Origin of the sequence: Nocardia sp. JCM 34519.1, from assembly GCF_020361265.1 — a bacterium.
In the GTDB taxonomy this organism is placed as follows: domain Bacteria; phylum Actinomycetota; class Actinomycetes; order Mycobacteriales; family Mycobacteriaceae; genus Nocardia; species Nocardia arthritidis_A.
Window position 1 is genome coordinate 33,421 of the sequence record NZ_JAIRBR010000004.1, and the last position, 21,577, is coordinate 54,997.

The 21,577-nt window shown below is 67.1% G+C and carries 18 protein-coding genes; 10 read left to right on the forward strand and 8 right to left on the reverse strand.

All coding sequences use genetic code 11. From position 1 onward, the window contains the following. The first annotated feature begins 27 nt into the window (after positions 1-27). Positions 28-1,101 carry a phospho-N-acetylmuramoyl-pentapeptide-transferase gene (gene mraY, locus LGY53_RS12435; protein ID WP_225726832.1) on the forward strand — a complete coding sequence of 358 codons (1,074 nt, stop codon included), beginning with the start codon at positions 28-30 and terminating at the stop codon, positions 1,099-1,101. Positions 1,102-1,109: 8 nt separating this feature from the next. Here mraY and LGY53_RS12440 read toward each other — a convergent pair whose 3' ends face one another. Continuing rightward, positions 1,110-1,907 (reverse strand): sulfite exporter TauE/SafE family protein, encoded by a 798-nt coding sequence (locus LGY53_RS12440; RefSeq protein WP_225726833.1) that lies wholly within the window; start codon positions 1,905-1,907, stop codon positions 1,110-1,112. 93 nt (positions 1,908-2,000) lie between these two features. Here LGY53_RS12440 and LGY53_RS12445 point away from each other — a divergent pair, with 93 nt between their 5' ends. The 4 genes from LGY53_RS12445 to LGY53_RS12460 all read left to right on the forward strand — a co-directional run bounded on the left by LGY53_RS12445 (position 2,001) and on the right by LGY53_RS12460 (position 9,043). Then, positions 2,001-2,798 (forward strand): helix-turn-helix transcriptional regulator, encoded by a 798-nt coding sequence (locus LGY53_RS12445; protein WP_225726834.1) that lies wholly within the window; start codon positions 2,001-2,003, stop codon positions 2,796-2,798. Between the two features lie 145 nt (positions 2,799-2,943). Then, complete coding sequence (locus LGY53_RS12450) at positions 2,944-4,968, forward strand: glutaminase family protein (RefSeq protein WP_225726835.1); 2,025 nt, start codon at positions 2,944-2,946, stop codon at positions 4,966-4,968. Between the two features lie 18 nt (positions 4,969-4,986). Beyond that, entirely contained in the window at positions 4,987-6,876 is a 1,890-nt protein-coding gene (locus tag LGY53_RS12455) for a WD40 repeat domain-containing serine/threonine protein kinase (RefSeq protein WP_225726836.1), read from the forward strand. Between the two features lie 130 nt (positions 6,877-7,006). Then, a complete protein-coding gene (locus tag LGY53_RS12460) occupies positions 7,007-9,043 on the forward strand; it encodes an acyltransferase family protein (RefSeq protein WP_225726837.1) in 2,037 nt (678 codons plus the stop codon). Between the two features lie 3 nt (positions 9,044-9,046). Here LGY53_RS12460 and LGY53_RS12465 read toward each other — a convergent pair whose 3' ends face one another. After that, positions 9,047-9,724, reverse strand: coding sequence for a class I SAM-dependent methyltransferase (locus tag LGY53_RS12465; protein WP_225726838.1), 678 nt, complete (start codon positions 9,722-9,724; stop codon positions 9,047-9,049). A gap of 74 nt (positions 9,725-9,798) precedes the next feature. On the opposite strand from LGY53_RS12465, the gene LGY53_RS12470 reads away from it, so the two are divergent. Beyond that, complete coding sequence (locus tag LGY53_RS12470) at positions 9,799-10,647, forward strand: AraC family transcriptional regulator (RefSeq protein WP_225726839.1); 849 nt, start codon at positions 9,799-9,801, stop codon at positions 10,645-10,647. Between the two features lie 108 nt (positions 10,648-10,755). On the opposite strand, the gene LGY53_RS12475 is transcribed toward LGY53_RS12470, so the two are convergent. After that, entirely contained in the window at positions 10,756-11,970 is a 1,215-nt protein-coding gene (locus LGY53_RS12475; RefSeq protein ID WP_225726840.1) for an FAD-dependent oxidoreductase, read from the reverse strand. Between the two features lie 101 nt (positions 11,971-12,071). Between LGY53_RS12475 and LGY53_RS12480 the strand changes: the two genes are divergently transcribed. After that, a complete protein-coding gene (locus LGY53_RS12480; RefSeq protein WP_225726841.1) occupies positions 12,072-12,683 on the forward strand; it encodes a TetR family transcriptional regulator in 612 nt (203 codons plus the stop codon). A gap of 18 nt (positions 12,684-12,701) precedes the next feature. On the opposite strand, the gene LGY53_RS12485 is transcribed toward LGY53_RS12480, so the two are convergent. The 3 genes from LGY53_RS12485 to LGY53_RS12495 all read right to left on the reverse strand — a co-directional run bounded on the left by LGY53_RS12485 (position 12,702) and on the right by LGY53_RS12495 (position 15,726). After that, positions 12,702-13,472: a hypothetical protein gene (locus LGY53_RS12485; protein ID WP_225726842.1), complete on the reverse strand. Its 771-nt coding sequence runs from the start codon at positions 13,470-13,472 to the stop codon at positions 12,702-12,704. A gap of 102 nt (positions 13,473-13,574) precedes the next feature. Further along, positions 13,575-14,525, reverse strand: coding sequence for a LysR family transcriptional regulator (locus LGY53_RS12490; RefSeq protein WP_225726843.1), 951 nt, complete (start codon positions 14,523-14,525; stop codon positions 13,575-13,577). A gap of 46 nt (positions 14,526-14,571) precedes the next feature. After that, positions 14,572-15,726 (reverse strand): permease, encoded by a 1,155-nt coding sequence (locus tag LGY53_RS12495; protein WP_225726844.1) that lies wholly within the window; start codon positions 15,724-15,726, stop codon positions 14,572-14,574. A gap of 407 nt (positions 15,727-16,133) precedes the next feature. Here LGY53_RS12495 and LGY53_RS12500 point away from each other — a divergent pair, with 407 nt between their 5' ends. The 3 genes from LGY53_RS12500 to LGY53_RS12510 all read left to right on the forward strand — a co-directional run bounded on the left by LGY53_RS12500 (position 16,134) and on the right by LGY53_RS12510 (position 18,732). Then, on the forward strand, positions 16,134-16,658 hold the full coding sequence (locus LGY53_RS12500) for a hypothetical protein (protein ID WP_225726845.1): 525 nt from the start codon (positions 16,134-16,136) through the stop codon (positions 16,656-16,658). Between the two features lie 67 nt (positions 16,659-16,725). Beyond that, positions 16,726-16,890: a hypothetical protein gene (locus LGY53_RS12505; protein ID WP_225726846.1), complete on the forward strand. Its 165-nt coding sequence runs from the start codon at positions 16,726-16,728 to the stop codon at positions 16,888-16,890. Between the two features lie 261 nt (positions 16,891-17,151). After that, on the forward strand, positions 17,152-18,732 hold the full coding sequence (locus LGY53_RS12510) for a M1 family metallopeptidase (protein WP_225726847.1): 1,581 nt from the start codon (positions 17,152-17,154) through the stop codon (positions 18,730-18,732). A 45-nt stretch (positions 18,733-18,777) separates the two neighbouring features. Here the strand turns inward: LGY53_RS12510 and LGY53_RS12515 are convergent, their stop codons facing one another. Together LGY53_RS12515 and LGY53_RS12520 are read right to left on the reverse strand one after the other, a co-directional pair. After that, positions 18,778-20,145 (reverse strand): FAD-binding oxidoreductase, encoded by a 1,368-nt coding sequence (locus LGY53_RS12515; RefSeq protein ID WP_225726848.1) that lies wholly within the window; start codon positions 20,143-20,145, stop codon positions 18,778-18,780. A 173-nt stretch (positions 20,146-20,318) separates the two neighbouring features. After that, positions 20,319-21,395 (reverse strand): fused (3R)-hydroxyacyl-ACP dehydratase subunits HadA/HadB, encoded by a 1,077-nt coding sequence (locus LGY53_RS12520; protein ID WP_225726849.1) that lies wholly within the window; start codon positions 21,393-21,395, stop codon positions 20,319-20,321. Between the last annotated feature and the right edge of the window lie 182 nt (positions 21,396-21,577).

The window sequence follows — 21,577 nt, forward strand, 5'->3', positions numbered from 1 at the left end:
GGCGATGCGACGATGGCAGGGGAGTGGATGAGACAGATCCTGTTCGCGGCGGGGATCGCCTTGGCGACCTCGATCCTATTGACACCGCTACTGATCAAGATCTTCACCAAACGCGGTTTCGGACAGGAGATCCGGCTGGAGGGACCGGCCAGCCATCAGGCCAAACGCGGCACGCCGACCATGGGCGGACTGGCCATCCTGATCGGCACCTGGACCGGATACCTGGGTTCACATCTGGTCGGCATGCGCTACGACGCCGACGGGCCGTCCGTATCGGCGCTGCTGGTGCTCGGCCTGGCCACCGCACTCAGCGGGGTCGGTTTCATCGACGATTTCCTGAAACTACGAAATCGCCGCAATCTCGGGCTCACCGCCACCGGCAAATACATCGGACAGATCGGTTCCGCGCTGATCTTCGGCGTGCTGGCGCTGCGGTTTCCGGGCGACCACGGGCTCACACCGGGGAGTAAACACCTCTCGCTCATCCGGGACGTGCCGACGATATCGCTCGGCGCACTGGGCTTTCTCGTCTTGGTCGGGCTCATCATCGTGTCCTGGTCCAATGCCGCCAACCTGACCGACGGCGCCGACGGATTGGCCGCGGGCTCCATCGGATTGGCGTTGGGCGGCTACACCATCATCACCTTCTGGCAGTATCAGCATTCCTGTGCGGCCCGGCCGGAAGCCGGCTGCTACAACGTCCGCGACCCGCTGGACCTGGCCCTGGTCTGCGCCGCCGCCGCGGCCGCGTGCGTCGGATTTCTCTGGTGGAATGCCGCACCCGCGCGAATCATCATGGGCGACACCGGATCCCTCATGCTGGGTGGCTTGCTCGCCGGACTTTCCGTCACCACCCGCACCGAATTGCTGATGATGGTCGTCGGCGCCCTGTTCGTCGCCGAAATCTTCTCGGTGGTCCTGCAGGTGGCCGTCTTCCGCACCACCCGCGCCCGCCTGTTCAAAATGGCGCCCTTCCATCACCATTTCGAACTGAGCAAATGGGCCGAAACCGCGGTCGTCATCCGCTTCTGGATACTCAGCGGAATAGCGACCGCGATCGGTCTCGCCCTCTTCTACGGCGAATATCTCGGCGAGATCTGACTTCTGGTTCAGGTGAACGCGGTCGCGGTCATGACGATCAGCACGATGGTCAAGAACATCGGATATCCGATCGCGTGCAGGTGATCGGGAATCCTGACTACCGATCTCTTGACCAGCGCGATGGTCGGCAGCGCACCGGCCAGCAGGGCCAGCGCGGCGACCAGATCGACGTGGCCGAATAATCCCTGACGCGAATCGGACTGTGCGGCAAAGGCATACACCAGCGTTGCGACCAGCGCCACGGGGATGCTCAGCGGGTTCGCCAGCGCGGCGGCCTCGGCCATCGACAATCCCCGGCGGCGCAGCAGCGGTACGGTGACGACGCTGCCGCCGACGCCGAGAAATGCTGCGACAGTTCCGATTCCGACGCCGCCGAGTATCGACATCGTCTTCCCGAGTGGTTCGGGACGGGTGGCGCGGGTGAGGAATCCGCCGCGCAGGACGATATCGGCGATCGCGACGAGCAGGTAGGCGGCGAACAGAATGTGCAATGTCTTGTCCGACACCGTATTCGCCGCCAGCGCGCCGACGAGGGCGCCGACCGCGATGAATACCCACAGCGGATGCAGATAGTCACGCCGCAACCCGCCGGAACGTGCGTGCGTGACGGTCGCGATCGTCGCGTTGACGACCATGACCGCCGCCGATGTGGCGACCGCGATATGCATCGCCTCCGATCCGGACGTGGCCGCCGAGACGGCGTAGATGACGGGCACGGTGACGAAGCCGCCACCGAAACCGAACAGGACCGTCGTAATACCCGTCAAACATCCGAAACCCATCATGACCAGCAGTGATATCCACACAGACGCACGGTACGGCCGGTGGGGTGTGGCGCACATTCGATGCTCTGCCAATAACTATCGAGAATCCGACAGCTCCGGCGTACGCTCATGGAAATGCGGAACGTGCTGGTGGACGAGGTCGACTCGATCGAACGGGCCGTCCTGGCCATCGGCACGGACTATCCGGCGCACCATTCGCTGCCCACCCATCGGCACCGCCGAGCGCAGGTTCTCTACGCGGCAGACGGCATCATGCGGGTCGACACCGAACATGGGACATGGACGGTGCCGACCAGGCGAGCCGTGCTGATCCCGCCCGGAATTGATCATCGGGTCCTGATGGAGGGTGTCAGCACGCGCAGCTTGTATCTGGAACCCGGTGCGGTGCCGTGGTTTCCGGCGCGCTGCCAGGTGGTGGAGGTGTCACCGCTGCTGCGCGAACTGATCTTGGCGGCGGTGGATATGCCACCCGAATACGGCATCGGCGGCCGAGACGGCGCGCTGACCGATCTGATCCTCTACGAACTCCGGACGTTGACACCGCTACCCCTCGAACTGCCCCTACCGGTCCGGGCGGACCTGCGGGAACTGTGTGAGGACTTTCAGCGGGCCCCGTCGATTCGATCGACGCCCGAAAGTTGGGCCCGGCGAATGCGCGTCAGCGCGCGCACCTTCAACCGCGTCTTTCGCGCCGAAACCGGGCTCACCTTCCAGCAGTGGCGGCAACGGGCCTGCGTCGCGCACGCGATGCGCGCGCTGATGTCGGGAGCGGCGGTCACCGCGGTCGCGGCCGAACTCGGCTATGAAACCCCGGCCGCCTTCTCGGTCATGTTCCACCGGGAAATGCGAATGCCGCCAAGCGCTTTCCGGCCTAGCGGTCGGCCGCCAGACGGTGTCGCTCGGCGGTGGTGAGGGTCGTCTCCTCGGGGGCACGCACGATCGGATTCGATGTGGTGCTGCGGGAGGCGTTGTCGGCGAGCTGATGGGGGATGCGCAGGGCGCGCGGGCGATGGATGATCGAGGGAGAGCGTGATTCCGGACGAACAGTGGGGTCGGAATGAGTTCGCAATTCGGTGTGATTCGGCCGCCCGCCGTGCCGTTGGCGGTGCGGTCTCCCTATCTGTCCACCTGGCTGGCGGGGGATCGGTTGGCGGGGACGTGGGCGACGTTCTGGGCGGGGCAGATTACCGCGTTGACGGGCATCGTGCGGGTCGACGGGGCGGCGTACCTGTTCGCCGGTGCGGTTGGGTCACCGGAACTGCCTGTGCTGCAACAGGTTTCGCTTTCGTCGACGGCAACCCGGTCGATTTTCGTATTCGATGGCGGCGGTATCGAATTGACCGTGACCTTCTTCTCCCCGGTCGACCCGACCGACCTGCGTCGCCAAAGCGTTCCGATGTCCTATATCGCCGTGACGGCTCGCTGTATCGACGGCGGTTCGCATGATGTCGCGGTCTACCTGGATATCACCGGCGAGTGGGCGCACGGCGATCGGAGCCGGAGCATCGACTGGGATGTGCGAGTGGCGGATTCGCAACGCGCGCTGAGTTTCGCACCGGTCGCCCCGGCCGTGCTGACCGAGGATTCGGACCAGGCATCGTGGGGGACGGTGGTATTCGCAGCGGACGCGGATCCGGGCCTGACCTATCTGATCGCCGACGCGGATGCGGCGCGCGCCGCCGGTGCGGCGGGTCCGTTGGCCGATACGGTCGAGCCCGGCCCACGCGGAATCGACGACCGCTGGCCGGTTTTCGCGTTCAGCCGGGATCTCGGCACCGTCACCGCGCAGACGCCGAGCCCGGAAATGGTTGTGACGATCGGACATATCCGCACACCGGCGGTCAGCTATCTCGGTGCGCCGCTTGCCCCTTGGTGGCGCACCTACTGGGCGGACTGGCCGGATATGTTGAACTGGTTCCGCGCCGACTACCCCGCCGCGCTCGCCGCGGCGAGCAGCATCGACGCCCGCATAATCGCGGATGCCGCAAGCATTTTCGGCGCGGGTGCCACCGCCGACCAGTACGCGACGATCGCGGCGCTGGCTATGCGGCAGGCGGTCGGCGGCACCGAACTGGTCGATCGTGACGGTGTGCCATGGGCATTTCTGAAGGAGATTTCCAGCGACGGCAACGTCTCGACGGTAGACGTTATCTATCCGGCCATGCCGACCTTCCTGTATCTGGCGCCGAATTATCTTCGGCTGCTGCTGAATCCACTGCTGGAGTATGTGCGAGCGGGCAATTGGCCGCAGCCGTTCGCGCCGCACGACCTGGGCGCGCGCTACCCGGTCGCGGACGGGCACAACGACGGCGGCGGGGAGAATATGCCGGTCGAGGAGTCGGCGAATCTGCTGATCATGTGCGCGGCCCTGATCGGGCGGCCGGCCGCCGCCGACACGACCGCACTGCTCACCCAGTATTACCCGCAGCTGCGCGCCTGGGCCGAATATCTGGTGCCGAACGCGCTCGATCCACCGCTGCAGAACCAGACCGACGATTTCGCCGGACCGATCGCGCACAGCTGTAACCTCGCGCTCAAGGGGATCATCGGGATCGGCGCGATGAGCCTGATCGCGCAGGCGACCGGCAATGCCGACGACCGGAATCGCTACGATTCGATCGCGCGCGACTACATCGCGCAGTGGGCGGCCAGGGCGCCGGATCCGGCGGGCTCCCACCTCCAACTCGCCTACGACGACCCCGGCACCTGGAGTATCAAGTACAACGGATACGCCGACCGCCTACTCCGCCTGAATCTCGTTCCGCCCGAAGTGATTACCCAGGAGGCCGGGTGGTATGCCGGGCAGGCGAACGACTTCGGCGTCCCACTGGACAATCGGCACACCTACACCAAAGCCGACTGGGAGTTGTGGACCGCGGCCTTCCTGCTCGACCAACCAACTGCCCGCGACCTGCTGGTGCGATCGGTCTATCGATTCGCCGACACCACCGGCGATCGGGTGCCGCTGACCGACTGGTACGACACGGTCTCCGGCCAGCGCGTCGGATTCGCCGCCCGCCCGGTCGTCGGCGGACTGTTCGCCCTGCTCACCCTCACCCAAACCGGTTGTGCGGGACCGTGATTGCCAGTAGGTGATGGTGTGTTGCTGCAGCCGGGGGTGAACTTCGCGGGCTACACCATAGCCCGCCTGCTCGGCACGGGAGGTATGGGCGCGGTCTATCTCGCCCGGCACCCCCGCTTGGAACGTCTTGTCGCACTGAAGATTCTGAATGACGCCTGCGCGACCGACCCCAAGGCCCGCGCGGCGTTCGAGCGGGAGGCCAACCTGGCGGCCCGGCTCGAACATCCGAATATCGTTCCCATCTACGACTGCGCCGGCGCCGACGACCCGGCACTATGGCTGTCCATGCGCTATATCGACGGCGGCGACGTCAACGCGCTGCTTGCGGCGCATCCCGGCGGACTCCCCACCGAACTGGTGGTGCGACTGCTCACGGACGCCGCGGACGCATTGGATTTCGCCCATCGGCACGGTGTGGTCCATCGCGATGTCAAACCGGCCAACCTACTGATAGAACATGATTCACGCGGCGGTGAGCGGGTCGTGTTGACCGACTTCGGCATCGCCCGCACCCTGGACGACACCACCACCTCGGGCCTGAAGGCCACCGTCGCATACGCCGCGCCGGAACGGTTCCGGGACGGCGTCACCGACCATCGTGCGGATATCTATTCGTTGGGCTGCACGCTCTTTCAACTCCTTACCGGCGAAAAACCTTTTCCGCGAGGCGATCACGCTGCGGTCATCAGCGCACATCTCAGCGATCCACCGCCGCGGCCCAGCGCTCGCCGACCGGAGCTGCCGCCCGGACTGGATCCGGTGCTCGCGATCGCGATGGCCAAGGAGCCCGAGGAGCGATACCAGAGTTGCGCGGATCTCGTGGATGCGGTGCGTGCTGCGACGACGTCGGCACAGTCGCGAGCGGTCGTGCGCGACGAGGCCGCCGAACCGAGGACGGGCGGGCTGCGCCGCCGTGCCGTACTCGGCGGCGCGATCGCGCTGCCGGTCGCGGCGGCGGTCGGTGGCCTTGTCGCGCTTCGGCTTTCGGGCAACACATCCGAGAAAGCGGCGACGCCCGAGGCGGTGCTGACCGGGCACACCGGTGCGGTGAATTCGGTCGCCTTCAGCAATAACGGCGCCCTGATCGCCTCCGGTAGCAGCGATTTGCGGGTGCAACTGTGGAATGTGCGGTCGCGCATGGCCGATGGCCAACCGTTCACCGGCCACTTCAGCGCCGTGTCCTCGGTCGCGTTCAGCCCCGATGGCGCGCTGCTCGCCTCCGGTGGCGCACATGACGGCAGCGTGCGGTTCTGGAATCTGCGCTCGCGCCGAGCCGACGGCGCCGCCATCATGGGCCTGGCCGACGATCTAGTGCTCGCGGGCTTCGGGCGGGATCCCGCGGTGCTGGCCGCCGTCGATCAGAACGGCGTACATCTATTGAATGTGGTTGCGCGGCAGAACGATACACCGGCCTTGCCGCGAAGCGGCGGACATGCGCGAACGGGTGCGGCCAGTCCGGACGGCCGCCGCGTCGCCGCCGACGACGGCAATGCGATCCTGCTGTGGGATACGGGCAACCGCGAGGTCGACGGCCTTCCGCTCACCGGCCTCACCGGCAAGGTGACGGCACTGGCGTTCGACCGCACCGGAGCTCTGCTCGCGGCCAGCAGCAGGGCGAACGAGGTCCTGACCTGGAAGGTCCACACCCGCCAACCCGACGGTCCGGCGATGAGCTGTGCGGGCACCGTCAACCCGGTGGAGTTCAGCCCCGATGGCAGCCTGCTCGCCACGACCGGCAGAGCCGACTCCATCGTGCTGTGGAATTTGCGGACAAGGCGGCCATCGGGCCGACCGCTGGATGGCCACACCGATCGGGTGTCGTCGCTGTCCTTCAATCCGGACGGATCGCTGCTCGCCTCGGGTAGCGAGGACCGCACGGTGCGACTGTGGCGACTGGCCAGGAGCTGATGGCATGAAGCGCAGCTCACGCGGTTGGACCTCGGCCGTTCGTGCGTGATAAGAGATTTGTCATGTCATCGAACCCCGCTATCGCCCGTGCCGGTGCATTCGAGAGCTTGACGAGCGCCTTCGTGACACTGTGAAGACCGCCCGGGTAGGGGTCGCGCCCGCCGAATCGGTTCGGTCCGGGTACCGGACGGATCTGGACGGGTTGCGTGGCTTCGCGATCGCGCTGGTGGTGGCGTTCCACGTGTGGTTCGGGCGGGTGTCCGGCGGCGTCGACATATTTCTGGTGCTGTCCGGATACTTCTTCACCGGATCGCTGCTGCGGCGCGCCGAAGCGACCGGTGCGGTGGCACTGCGGGATACCGCGCGGCGCACCGTGCGGAGGTTGCTGCCCGCGCTGGTGGTCGTGCTGGCCACGGTGGCCGCCGCCACGGTGGTGTTGCGGCCGTATACGCAGTGGATGGATATGGCGGGGCAGCTGCTGGCCTCGCTGCTGTACTACCAGAACTGGCGGCTCGCACTGTCCTGGAGCGATTATCTGGCCGCGGATCCGTCGGTGAGCCCGCTGCAGCACCTGTGGTCGATGGCGGTGCAGGGGCAGTTCTATCTTGTTGCGTTGCTTGGTGTTTGGCTGCTCGTCGCGGTGTGTGGCGCACGGTGGGCGCGTCCCGTCGCGGCGGTGGTGTTCGGCGGGCTGGCCATCGCCTCGTTCGGCTATGCCGCGCACGGCGCCGCGACGCATCAGGGCTGGAACTACTACGACAGCGCGGCCAGGGCGTGGGAATTGCTGGCGGGGGCATTGCTCGCCGTCGTCGCACCGCTGGTCGCGCTGCCGAAGCCGGTGCGGGTGCTGCTGGCCTTCGCGGGATTCGCGAGCGTTGTGGCGTGCGGCTGGGTTTTCGATGGCGCGAATGTCTTTCCCGGCCCCGCCGCGCTGGTCCCGGTGTGCGCCGCGGCCGCGCTGATCCTGGCCGCGAACAATGCCGAGCCGCCGCTGCCGAACCGCCTGCTGGCCGCCGCGCCCATGGTGCGGCTCGGCGAGCTGGCATACGCCCTGTACCTGTGGCATTGGCCACTGCTGATCTTCGTGCTCGCCGAGCGCGGCACTCCGACCGCGGGGCTGGAGACCGGCGCCGCGGTGATCGCCGCGTCGCTGATGTTGGCGTATCTCACCAATCGGCTCGTCGAGTCGCCGCTGCGCGCGGGCGCGATCTCTTCGGCATACCGCAGGCACGGCGGACGACTGGTCGCCGCGCTCGGTGTGCTGCTGCTCGCGGTCACCTCGAGCGCCCAGCTGGTGCATTATGCGAATCCGCCCCGGCCCATCGCGATGCTGGATCCGGTCCGGTATCCCGGCGCCGAAGCATTGGCGGCGGGCGCGACGGCGCCGCGAGTTCCCATGCGGCCCACCATTTTCGAGGGGTCCGCCGACTACCCCGATCCGACGGTGGACGGTTGCATCGCCGATTGGGACACCCGGGAGGTGATCACCTGCGCCTACGGTGACCAGACCGCGGCGCGGACCATCGCGGTGGTCGGCAGCTCACATGCCGAGCACTGGATTCCGGCGCTGAAAGTGCTTGCCGGGGAACACCATTTCCGGATCACCGTGTATTTGAAGATGGGTTGCCCGTTGACGGTCGCGGCGGAACCCAGCTACAAGGGCGAGGCGAATCCGGACTGTCTCGACTGGTCGCGGGAGGTGATCGATCGGCTCGGCGCCGACCGTCCGGACTGGGTGTTCACCACCGGCACCCGCCCGCGCGACGGTGCGGGCGACGAGACGCCCGACGACTACCTCCAGGTGTGGTCCGAGCTGGCCGACCGCGGGCTGAAGGTGGTCGCCGTGCGCGACACCCCGTGGCTGCGCCGCGACGGCGTTCGCTACCGTGCCATCGATTGCCTTGCGCGCCAAGATGATCGAATCGGCTGCGGAATGCGGCGCACGGACGCGCTCGACCCGATCAATCCGGCCGCCGCGCCCGCCGCCGCCTTTCCCAACGTCTTCCCGCTGGATCTCACCGACGCGGTCTGCGAGCCGCTGGTCTGCCCGGTGAGCGCGGGCAACGTCCTGATCTATCACGACGAACATCACCTCACCGCCAGCTACTCTCGTTCCCTCGCACCGGAATTGGGGCGGCAGCTCCGCCCGGTTCTCGGCTGGTGGTGAGCGTCAGGCGGGGCGGGTCGCGCGATAGTAGGTGAGCAGTCCGAGGGCAAGCCGCGGCTCCGCGAAGAGCACATCGCATTCGAAACCCGTCTCGCGCAACAGTTTCGGGATCCCGTCGCCCAAATTTCCCGCCAGGGCGCCGGTGCGGTGCATGAGGCGGGAGAGCACGCCGCGGTGCTGGTGGACATCACCCGCGACATCGACGATGTGCAATCGCCCACCCGGGCGCAGTACCCGGAAAACCTCCTGCATCGCCTGCGTTTTCACGTCGGCGTCCAGGTGGTGCATCATCAGCGCGGAGAGCACTCGGTCGAAGCTGCCGTCCGGGTACGGCAGATCCTGGGCGTAGGCACGTTCGAAACGAATTCCGGTCAGGTCCTTGGCCTTCCGCTGCGCGCGGGCCAGTGCCAGCGGGTCGGGATCGGAGCCGGTGATCTCGGCAGCGGGCTGGGATCGCTTCGCCGTGATAGTGAGATTGCCGGTGCCGCAGCCGATTTCGAGCACTTGCTGCCCGGCTTCGAGCTCCGCCTGCACGACCAGCGCGGTGTGCATCGTTGTCCTGCCGAGCAGCCGGGTGAACAGGTCATAGGTCGGCAGCAGCAGATCGTGCCCGGCGGCGGGCAGGTAGTCGTGGCGGTTGCCCAAGGCATCGGTGACGCTTCCGGGATGATGTTTGGTCATACGTCATATGATGAGCCCCGGTCAATCTGCGCAATTGGGTGATTGTTCGCGATATCGGGATTATCTTCGGTGTCATGACGGAGATGTCCCGGCTGGTGCGGCATGAGCGCGGCATCCCGGTTTTCGACTACCGGACCGATCCGGTGACGCCGCCGGTATCGGTGCTGCGCATGCATCGGCCCGGCAGGCCCGGCCCGGATGGGCGGCATATCCACGACTTCCCGGTGCTGTTCCATACCACGGGCGCCGTTCACGTCGTCGCGCCCGGCCGAGTGATCGATCTTCCGGCGGAGCACGGGATGGTCCTCGGTGCCGTCGTCGCATTCGATCCGAGGGCGCTCGGCGGGGCGGCCCGGCCCGTCTGGGGGTCGCACCCGCTGCTGTACCCGTTCCTGCACGGCAGTTCCGATGGGCTGCTGCGTCTTTCGATACCCGATGGCCGAGACGCGTTCTGGGAGACCACGATCTCCGCCATCGAAGCCGAAATCGCCGGACGCCAGGAGGGTTACCGTCAGGCGGCGCTCGCCCACCTGACGCTGCTGTTGATCGAGCTGGCCAGGATGGCCGCCGACGTGGTCGGTGATCTGCGGCGCAGTGGTGAACCGCTGCTCGCCGCGGTATTCGAGGCGATAGACGACCACATCGGCGAACCGCTGTCGCTGCGCGATGTCGCGCGTGCGGTCGGCATGACACCGGGCCACCTCACCACCGTGGTCCGCCGCCGCACCGGCCGCACCGTGCAGGACTGGATCGTCGAACGCCGGATGACCGAGGCGCGCAGGCTGCTCAGCGAAACCGAACTGCCCATCGGCGAGATCGCCCGCCGCGTCGGCATGGCCGATCCCGGCTATTTCACCCGCATTTTCCGGCGCGAGAACGGTGCGCCGCCGCGGCGCTGGCGGGAGCGGTCGGCGGCGCGGTGATACGCGAGGCGGCAGGCGGTGCGGACCGTCGGCGGCGCGGTCGGGCGGCAGCCGTAACAGCAGGCCGCGCTTACTGATTCGTAGCAGTGGTGGGAATCGGACCCGCGCCTACTCGTTCGCGCGGGCGATGGCGCGCTGCATCATCGTGCGGATGCCGGGCAGCCGCATGGCGCGGATCATCATCTCGTTCGCGAAGATATGCGCCTTCGTCGGTGGAGCGAATTGGGCTGTCCCCTTGCGGGCCAACGCCTGTCGCTTGCGCACCTCGGGCCGCAGCGCCGCCTCCCACGCGGCGAGCGCGGCCGGGATATCGTCGCCGTGCGCGTCGAGTTCGTCGCCGAGCCGGTCGGCCCCGGTGAGTGCCAGCGCGGCCCCGTGTCCGGCGAAAACCGTTACGCACCAGGCGGAATCGCCGAGCAACAGCACCCGGCCGCGGTGCCACCGATCCAGCACGATCTGGCTGACCGAGTCGAAATAGGCGGCGCCGGGATCGTCGGCGAGTTGGCGCAGGGCGTCGGGCACGCTACCGCCCAGATCGCCGAAAGCGGTGGTGAGGGCCCGCACCGGCCCCTGCTTCAGCTCCGTTTCCGGATCGTCGCTGTAGTAGGTGAAGAAGGCCGACGACCGGCCGGGTCCGAGGTTGATCACCGCCGCCATGCGGCGCACCCCGATGAAGGTGGCGCCCGCACCCTGCGGCACATCGTCCGGAGTGCGGTCGAGCGGTAGTGCCCCGAACATATGCAGCAGATCCACCCGGCAGTCGGTGGCGTTGCCGAACAGCTGCGCGCGCACTGCCGAATGCACGCCGTCGGCGCCGACGAGCAGGTCGGCCGTTTCGCGGCTGCCGTCGGCGAATTCGATTTCGACCTCGTCCCGTCCGGGTACGACGGCTCGGACGGTGGTGCCGAACCGGATCGGGACGATCTCCGAAATCGCCTCGTAGAGAACGGTTTCGAGGTCTCCCCGAAAGACGGTGAGCATCCGGGAGCCGAGGGCCTGCGCCGCGGCGGCGGGCACGGTGAACTTCGCGCTGCCGTCGGCCCTGGTCAGGATCGAGGTGAAGAATCCGATATCGCGCGCGACGAGTTGGGGCAGTATGCCGAGGCGCTCGGCCGTGTCGTAGGCCTGACCGGGCAGATTGACCAGATAACCGCTGCTGCGCCGCCCCGGCGCGCGCTCGACCACCAGCACCCGCCAACCCGACCGGTGCAGGCGCAATGCGGTGGCCAGGCCCGCGATTCCGGCACCGACGATCACCGCCCGCTTGGCCGGTGTGTCGGCCCGGTCGCCGTGCGCCTGTGCGCTTCCGCCGTTCTTCGTCACTCTCGCGATCCTCTCGGTTTGAGCAGTTGTTCAAACCGAGTATGAGCACATGTTCAAACTTGGTCAAGGTGCGGTCGTCGGCGGCCAATAGACTGGCCGTCATGCCTAGAGGTGTCGCTATCCCCGCGATCCGGCAGCAGCTGTTCACCGCCGCCGAGCAGCTGATCGTTCGCGACGGGCCGGGCAAGCTCAGTGGGCGGGCCGTCACCGCGGCGGCGGGTGTCGCGACCGGGTTGATGTACGCGCATTTCGCCGACTTCGACGAATTCCTGACCGGCTATGCGACCGACCGCGGGTTCCTCCTCTGCGCCGAGGCGACGAACCTGCCGGAGCGGGCGGGCACCGGCGGGATCGCCGCGAATGTGTGCGAGGCGGTACTCGCGCGTCCGCTGGCCGCAACAGTCGCCTCGGTGCGCCTGCTGGCCGCGCGTCCCGATCTGGCGGACCGGATCGGCGAGTTGCTCGGCGATCGGAACGCGGGGCTCGACACCATCGAAAGCGCAACGGCCGCATACCTTTCGGCCGAGCAGCGGCTCGGCAGGCTGCCCGCGACGGCGGATCCGGCAGCCCTCGCGCTCGCCATCGTCGGCGTCGTCCACCACCTGCTGCTCACCGTCACCGCGGAGGCCGATATTCGCCTGCGCCTGCATCGAACCGTCGCGGCGCTGGTCGGTGAGCCGACGCCATCGGAGCGCGGGAGCGCGGCGCGGTGATTTCGCGGTGGCCGAGCGCTACTTGCCCTGCCCGATCGCGCGGCTCATCCGCTGCCATTCGCGCGCCCATTCCGCGCGATTGCGCCAGGCCAGCAGCCATGCCGCGGACCAGGCGAGAGTTATTGCGCCGCAGATGATTCCGGTCAGCGTGAGCAGTCCGGCGCCGATGCCCTGGATGGCGGCGGACCCGGTGGACACCGGTGCGCCGGTGGGGCGTCCGTTCGGCCCGAGCCACATCGGGACCTGGTCGCCCCGTTTGGCCGATGCGGGCACCTCGATGGTCGCGGTCGCGGGGTGGCCGTCGAATTTCCACTGCACGTGGGCCTCGAGATGGCTCGCCGCGGTCTGACCCTCGGCGGGGATCAATTCGGGATCGCTGGTAATCGCCACCTGGACAAGGGTTTTGGTGGCATTGTCGGCGCGGATGCGCGCGGCGGCCGAGGTATATCCGACGGTGCCCGCCAGACCGGCCAGCGGAACGGCGGCCAGCACGAGCACGATGGCGAACAGCCGGATCAGCCCCTCGAACCGATCTGCGGGGCGCATCAGCGGGTTGCCGCTCCACGGCAGTGTCCGCCACAGTCGCCGCGCCAGCGAGGGATATCCGTCCATCTCGACCGCCTCCAACACCGCCCATCGAGCCGAGCCGGACAACCGGTCCGGCTGTTCCTCATCCGGCGGTGTCACATCGTCGCGGACGCCGCCGTGGCGCGGATAACCCGGAAACGCCCGGTCGAAACCCGGATTGGGCGTTGCGGCTCGCGGCGTCGAGCTGGGTTGTCGGAGCATCGGCCGCCCAGCAGCGGCAACCCTCGGCGGCGGATGACGTCTCCCCAGCACGGCTATGGCCCGTATCGCGCGCGACGTGGTGTCGCCGACAACCGCCGGTTGTCAGCGCCGAGTGGAACCCCATAGCTCGGTCCGGATTTCCAGCGGCGGCAGCCACTGCGTGCGCGGATCGAACGGGCGAAATTCGGCGCGGATGTGCTCGATCAGGCGGGGCAGCGCCGGATGTTGGCTGTGCCGATGCCAGAGCATGGAGTGTGGATAGACGGGCGTCGGATCGACAATCGGGATCTGGACGATCTCGGGATGCCATGGGACGCGCATCTTTTCGGCGCCGAAAACGAAACTCTCCGGGGAGTGCGCGATCTCGTCGAGCAGATGGTCCAATCCGAAATCCGGTCCGGTGGTGTCGTTGGTGAGTCCGAATTCGCCCGCGAGATCGTCGTAGTAATGCGCCCATTCGCTGCCCGGTTCGTTGCCCGGCATGCGGGCGACCGAATCGGTGAGCTCCGCCAAGCGTATTCGGCGGCGTCCCGCCAGCCGATGCCTGCGGTTGACCAGCACCTGTAGCGGTTCGAGGTAGGCGGGAACGTAGTCGATAACCGGGTCGAGCTCGCCGATCACCCTGGCGAAGGCGACGTCGATGGTGCCGTTCGCGAGCGCGGATCGCCCGCTGCGCAACCCTTTCGAGGAGATGATATCGATCTCGACATCGTCGTTGGCCTCGTGGAAGGCGCGGACCAATTCCGCCGGCGCGAGCCGGGTTCCGATCACGTCGACGCGCAGCGGACGGTCGCGCCCGCATACGGATTCCACCGCGCGATCGGCCAGTGCGATCAGGGCGCGCGCATGCGGCAGGAAGGCCACGCCGTCCGGGGTGAGCTCGGCGCCGCCGCGGGCGCGCCGCAGCAGTACGGTGCCGAGCCCGGCCTCCAACTTCGCGATCCGCTTCGAAATCGCTTGCTGCGTAAGGCGCAACTCATCGGCCGCCGCTCCGAAATGCCGATCGTCGGCGATGGCGATGAACGCCCGCACCGCACCGAGATCCAGTTCCAACTTTCGCTCCTCGCACAACCAATGGTGGTCGAGGGCAGGGTAGCGCTCAGTGGTGGTGCTGGGCGGCGGGGTCGGGGTTGCCGCCCATCATGCGCAGCATGGGGATTCCGTCGGTGCGGATGAAGCGCACGACGAGCAGGGCGGCGAGGATGAGGAAGGCGATGTTGAGCCAGGTGGTGTAGTTCCAGCTGATGCCGTCGGTCATCACCATGGCGTTGCGTGCCTTCGGCGTCAGACCTGTTGCGCCGAACAGGATTTCGACGAGGTAGCCGGCGCCCACCATGGCGGCGTAGAACGTCGCGAGCAGGGTGAGCGTCATGCGGGCCCCATAGTATTTGCGGTAGATGTTGAGGATCGGCAGGATCAGCAGGTCGGCGTAGATGAAGGCGATGACGCCGCCGAAGCTGATGCCGCCGTTCCACAGCACCGCGGCCAGCGGCACGTTGCCGATGGAGCAGACGAACGACAGGATCGCCACCAGCGGCCCGACCAGCGGTCCCCAGATCGCGGACAGCAGCGGGTGATCGGTCAGGAAGAAGTTCTGCCAGAACGCATTCGGCACCCACGCGCCGATCGCGCCCGCGATGAGCAGCCCGATGATCAGGTCGCGCAGGATGGCGGCCCATTCCATCACGAAGACATGGGACACCGCGGTCAGGCCGGGGCGGGAGAGCAGCCGCCGTAGGAACGACCCCTCCGACGACACCGACATATCCATGGCCGCATGGCCTTCCATCGATCCGGCGAGCCCGCGTTCGGCCTGCGCTCGCGCCGCGTCCACCAGCCTGGACCGGACGAAGATCCGGAACAGCACCGCGAGCAGCACGATCATGATCGGCCCGCCGATGAATTCGGCGGCGGTGAACTGCCAGCCGAGCAGCAGCGCGAGGATGATGCCGAGTTCGGCGACGAGGTTGGTCGAGCCGATCTCGAAGGCCATCGCCGCGGTGAAATTCGCACCCTTGCGGAACAGCGACCGCGCGAGCGCGACCGCGGCATACGAGCAGGAGGAGGATGCGGCGCCGAGCCCGGCCGCGATCGCGAGCGTGCGCGGACTGTCGTCGCCCAGCAGCCGCACGATGGTGGATTTGCGCACCACCGCCTGCACCACCGCCGACAGCGTGAATCCGAGGATGAGCGCCCAGAGGATCTCCCAGGTCATGGACCCGGTCAGGGCCAGCGCGTGTCCGATCGCGTGCATCGGTGGCCTCGTCTCGCGGTAGTCGGATGGGTCCGGACGGCACCCCTCGGACACCATATACCCGTATGGGGTATTACGGTCAAGGGTGCGGGCGCATGTCGGCCGTGTTCCGTTCGGAACGATCGGTGCGCCGGGCAGGCGGTCGCCCATGACGACGGATGGGCGCGTGGTACGTCGGCATGCTCCCCGGATCGGGCTGTGCCCGCGTATCGTTCAGGTTCCCGCGCACGCAATACTCTGTGCGAGAAGCCAAGTGCTGTGCGCGAATTGGCGGACGCGGTGGTCGAGAACGCATTCCCCAGTGGAGTGGGGAGCCGCGCGGAATACCTTGGCGGCCTCGGAAAGTCGTATCTTGATCGCGGCTCTTATGCCACGGATGAGCGCTAATTTATTGGAGGTACCGGGAAATGGCGCTAAAACATGTCCGCGTCACGGCTCTGCTGATTGCGGCGACCCCGCTCGCCGCTGCGATGGCACTACTTCCGACCACCCCCGCGGGCGCCGCCGACGGCGATCTCGGCTGCCAGGCGTCCCTCAATCTGACTCTCACCCCGCCGCTGCAGGCGGGCGGCAGCGCCACTGTCAGCATCAGTGGTGACCTCACCAATTGCACCTCGAGCAACGGCCAGCACAGTGACCTGACCGCGGGCAAGCTGGCGGGCACCGGCACCGCGTCGGCCACCTCGATGATTCTGTTCCCGTGCGGAATCTCGGTGGACGGCAATGGATCCGGCACGGTCACCTGGGCATCGGGCAGTACCAGCGATATCAGCTGGCAGCTGTCCATGCCGACCTTCAGCGCGAATGTCACCGGGGGCCAGTTGAGCGGCGACACGGTGGCGGCGAGCATCCAGAATGCCCAGCCGAATCCGGGCTGTGACACCAGTGGCCTGAGCACCCTCGCGGTCCAGGCGCAGGTGACGTTCAGCTGAAAGCGCGCCGCGGCGGGCCCACCGCCGCGATTCGAAATACCGGCAATAGAGTTAGGTGGTACCAAAAATGTCCGCACTTTACAGCGTTGTGGATTACATCGCCCAGAACAACTCCGGCTCCAGCAGCGGCGGTAATTCGCCGAGCACCGGATCGTCGCTCGTCGGCAGCGGCTCGGTCGGCATCGCGATCGATCTGGCCAAATTGATTCTCGGATTATTGACGGCATTCTGATCCGAATATTCGGCGTTCAGCGCGGAGACCATCGGTTTCCGCGCTGTACGTCGTTGTGCTGTATGGGATTGCCCACTGATGGGGAATTTCCACAGTTGGCGCGATAACTCTACCGATCATTTCTGTGAGATCGTTTAGCGGCAGCGATGTTCGAGCCGCCGAATCGGCTTGTACTGCAATCGATCACAGATCCAGGCGAACGCCCGATACGGGGCGTGGCTGCGTTCGCCCTCGGATTGCTTATCAAAGGGGTTGATTCCCATGCGAATTCATCGTCCATCGAATGGACGCATTCGAACCTGCGCCGTACCGGGATCGCGGGCGCTGCTTGCGCCCGCCGTGGTGGCGTTGAGCCTGATCTGCGGTGCGACGGCGGCCGCGGCGCCCGCCGGCGCCCCGCATACCGGCACCGGAAACGGTTCGACCGGTTCGGCCGATCCCGCTCCGGGCTCGGACGGCGTCGGCGACCCGTACTACCCGCAGGACGGCAACGGCGGTTACACGGCGGTCCACTACGACCTCGGAATCGACTACGACCCGCCGACCCACCACCTCACCGGCAAGGCGACGATCACCGCGAACGCGACGCAGGACCTGTCCGCGTTCAACCTCGATTTCGCCGGTCCGCCGGTGCAGGGCGTCACCGTCAACGGCAAGGCGGCCCGCTTCGACCGGCAGGGCGAGCACGAACTCGTCATCACCCCGGCCGACCCGCTGCCGAACGAGCAGTCGTTCACGGTGACCGTCGACTACTCCGGCACCGCCGCCGACACCGGCGGCAACGGCTGGACGTATTCGCCGAGCGGCGGCGCCTTCGCCGCGGGCGAACCACATTCCGCGACAACGTGGTACCCGCTCAACGACACCCCGCAGAACAAGGCCACCGTCACCTTGCACGCCACCGTGCCGACCGGCTGGGACGTCGCGTCCAACGGAATCATGACCTCCGACAACCCATCCGGGACCGATCACCACACGGTGACCTGGGAGGACCGCAGCCCGATCATCGGTTACCTGACCACGATCGCGATCGACAAGTTCACCCACCTCAGCCAGAAGCGTTCCGACGGAACGCCTTTGGAGAGCGTCTTCGCGCCGGGCGCGGCGGCGCAGAAACAGGAGCTGGAGAAGAAGCTCCCGCAGGTGCTCGACTTCGAGGAGCAGCTGTACGGGCCGTACCCGTTCGAGGCGGGCGGCGGCATCTACGTCGACACGGATCTGCGGTTCTCGCTGGAGACGCAGACCCGGCCGATCTACGCGCCGTGGACCGATCTGAATACGCTGATCCACGAGAACGCCCATCAATGGTGGGGCGATTCGATGTCGGTGACGCTGTGGAAGGACGTCTGCCTGAACGAATGCTTCGCCAGCTACACCGCCGACATCCTCTGGCCGGAGCGGATCGACAACCAGGATGCCGATCAGCTCTACCTGGACGACCTCGCGCGCTGGGAGAAGCGCGACATCTGGAAGATCCCGCTGTTCGATCCCGGCAAGGGCAACGAGTTCACTACCGTCTACACCAGGGGCACGCTGTTCCTGCACGCACTGCGCCGCACCATCGGTGACGACGTATTCTTCACCGCGGTAAAGGATTTCGTGCAGGACCACAAATTCGGCAACGCATCGATCCCGGAGTTCCGCGACTTCATGCAGCTGCGCAGCCCTGAGCAGCTCGGCGGCTTCTTCGACGCCTGGCTGAACGGGACCACCCGGCCCGCGGACGAATACCTCTTCCCGGGTTCGCTGGCGGACCGCCACAAGAAGAATCCGTCGCCGCAGATCAACGAGACACCGCAGTGGCCGTCCGGGCAGGGCGACCGCAAGGGCGCCGGTCAGTAACAGATTCGGTGGCCGCCCACGGATTTGCCTGGGCGGCCACCGTTTTCATGCGTCCAGCACCTTGTCCGGATTGAACAGGCCGAGCGGATCGATGGCGCGCTTGATCGCGATCATCATCTCGACCGCGGCGCCGTGCTCGTCGCGCAGATACTTCTTCTTGGCCATGCCGATGCCGTGTTCGCCGGTGGCGGTGCCGCCGACGGCGAGCGCGTGCCGCACCACGCTGTCGGAAAACTGTTGCGCCGCCGCATAGCTCGCGTCCGTATAGGGGATGACGGCGTGCACGTTGCCATCGCCGATATGTCCGGCGACGCTGACCGCGAGCCCGAGTTCCGCACCGAGCCGGGTCGCGGTGTCGACGGCCGCCGCGACCCGGGAGAACGGGACGGCGGTGTCGGTCACCATGAATCGGTGCCCCGGGTGGTGCGCCTTCAGCGCGAAGAAGAGATTGTGCCGGTCCTCCCAGAGGGCATGCCGCTCGGTGTGGGTGCGGGCCGTCGCGAAATCGATGGCGTTGTGCGCCTGGGCGATTCGCTGAACCTCCTGTTCATCGGCGGTGCCGGCGACGGCCGACGACGATTCGATATCGACGAACAGCGCGGGTGTTTCGGCGTAGTCGGTGCCGCGGTAGGCGTTGATCGCGGCCATACTCGGGGCGTCGACCAGCTCGAGCCTGCTGACCGGCAGCGCCGCACCCATGACCGCCAGCGAGGCGTCGACGGCATCGGCCACCGTCGGAAACGAAATCCGCAGCGAGCGGAGCCATTCCGGAATCGGGTGCAGGCGGACGGTGAGCTCGGTGATGATGCCGAGCGTGCCCGCCGAGCCGATCAGCAGATCCTTCAGGTCGTAGCCGCTCGACGATTTGCGGACCGCGCGGCCGAACCGGGCCGCGGTGGCGTCGGCCAGAACAGCCTGCAGCGCAAGCACATTCGCGCGCATCCCGCCGTACCGGACGGTGGTTGTGCCGCTGGCGTTGGTGGCCGCCATACCGCCGAGCGAGGCGTCCGCGCCGGGATCGACGGTGAACTGCAGGCCGAATTCCGCGGTGGCCGCGTTCAATTGGGTTCGCGTCACCCCGGGCTGCACCGTCGCGGTGAAATCGGCGGGGGAGATGTCGAGGATCGCGTTCGCCCGCGACAGGTCGACGATCAGCTCGTCGCGCTGCGCGAGCAGATGCCCCTCCAGGCTGGTTCCCGCGCCGCGGGGGATGAGCGGAGTTCGGGTGGTCCCGGCCCATTCGACCACGGCGACCACTTCTTCCACGCCCGTCGGGTAGACGATCCCCTGCGGCCGCCGTCCGGTGCGCCCGGTCTCGTCTACCGTGAACTGATCCAGAACCGCCGGGCGCGTGTCGATCTCGAGCGGCGGCCCACCGGATGCGGTGGTCCCCGTACCCCTGTTCACCGACATCGCGCTCCTCCGTATCTCGGGCTGCTCGTATTCGCATGGTAGAGCCCGCGTGTCGTACGGAACCACCGCTGTCCGGGCGGATCGCTGTTCCGGCGAAAACGATGTTCACGGAGGTCGGGTGCGCCGAAAGCACGCCCAGGCCGAGATCGATTCTCGGCCTGGGCGTTTCGGGTTCAGGAGAGCTGTACCACCGCGGTGGCGCGGCCGAAGATCTTGCGGTCGGCGTGTGTCGCGCCGATGGCGATGGTCGCGGTGCCCGTCGCGGGGTCCACCGATTTGATCTTCCCGGTGTAGCGGATCTCGCTGGTGCCGTCGAAGGAGACGTAGACCGGGCTGGTCATGCGGACGCTGTATTGCAGCAGCGCACCCGGGTCGTCGAGCCAGGCGGTGACGAATCCGGCGCCGAGGCCCATGGTCAGCATGCCGTGCGCGACGATGCCCTGCTCCAGTCCGACCATTTCCGCGGCCCGGTCGCTCCAGTGGATCGGATTCGGATCTCCGGATACGCCCGCGTAGTTGACCAGATCGCCGCGGGTGAGCCGGACGGTGCGCGGCGGCAGCTCCGCACCCTCTCGCACCGATGCCAACGCGCGCCCGTTGGCGGCGGCGCGTCGCGGCAGCGGTTCGAATTCGCGGTGTGCGATCGGTTCCGGTGTCGGCGCGGGCACGTCGGGGGTGCGGACATCGTGCCGGACGAGCCCGAGCACGAATTCCGCTATCTCGTTGTCCTTTTCGGTTTGGACCGAGCGGGCGATCAGGCTGGTGTACGCGGTGAGCACGGTCTCGTCGCGCTGGTTGGTGATCGTATTCTCGACGACCATCAGGTCGCCGCCGAACGCCTGGCGGAACGAGTGCAGGGAAACGTTGCTGGTGAGCCGGTCGCCCGCGACGATCGGCTGGTGATAGTTGAAGACCTGGTCGGTCTGCACGGCGCTGGACAGATCGTAGCCGGTGAGCATGGCCGCGAGCATTTTCTGGACCGCCCCGCTGAGCAGGCAGGTGAAGGTCGGCGGCGCGAGCAGCCCGCGGTATCCGTATGCCGCGGCTTCGAATTCGTTCCAGTGGACCGGATGCTCGTCTCGGACGGCGCGTGCGTACTCGCGAATCTTCTCGCGGCCGACCTCGTATTCCTCGTTGACGCGGTAGCGGCGACCGACGATCGACCTCGCGTAATCCGCCAGATTCAGCGCCGGGATCTCCGCCACCAGCTGCGCGATGCCCGCATCGCGTTCCATGCCGGTGACATCCAAGGTGATATACCTCCGTTCGGTGGGTTTCGGTGTGCAACATACGGCAGAGATCGGCGGATTGCCGGTAGATTGCCGATGCGGGTCGCCCCAGGCCGGTGCGGTACTGCTGCGCGAGGTATTCACGACGACTGGACCGAGTACGGCCGGGGAGCGCCGCGCGGTGGACGGGATCTACGGCAAGG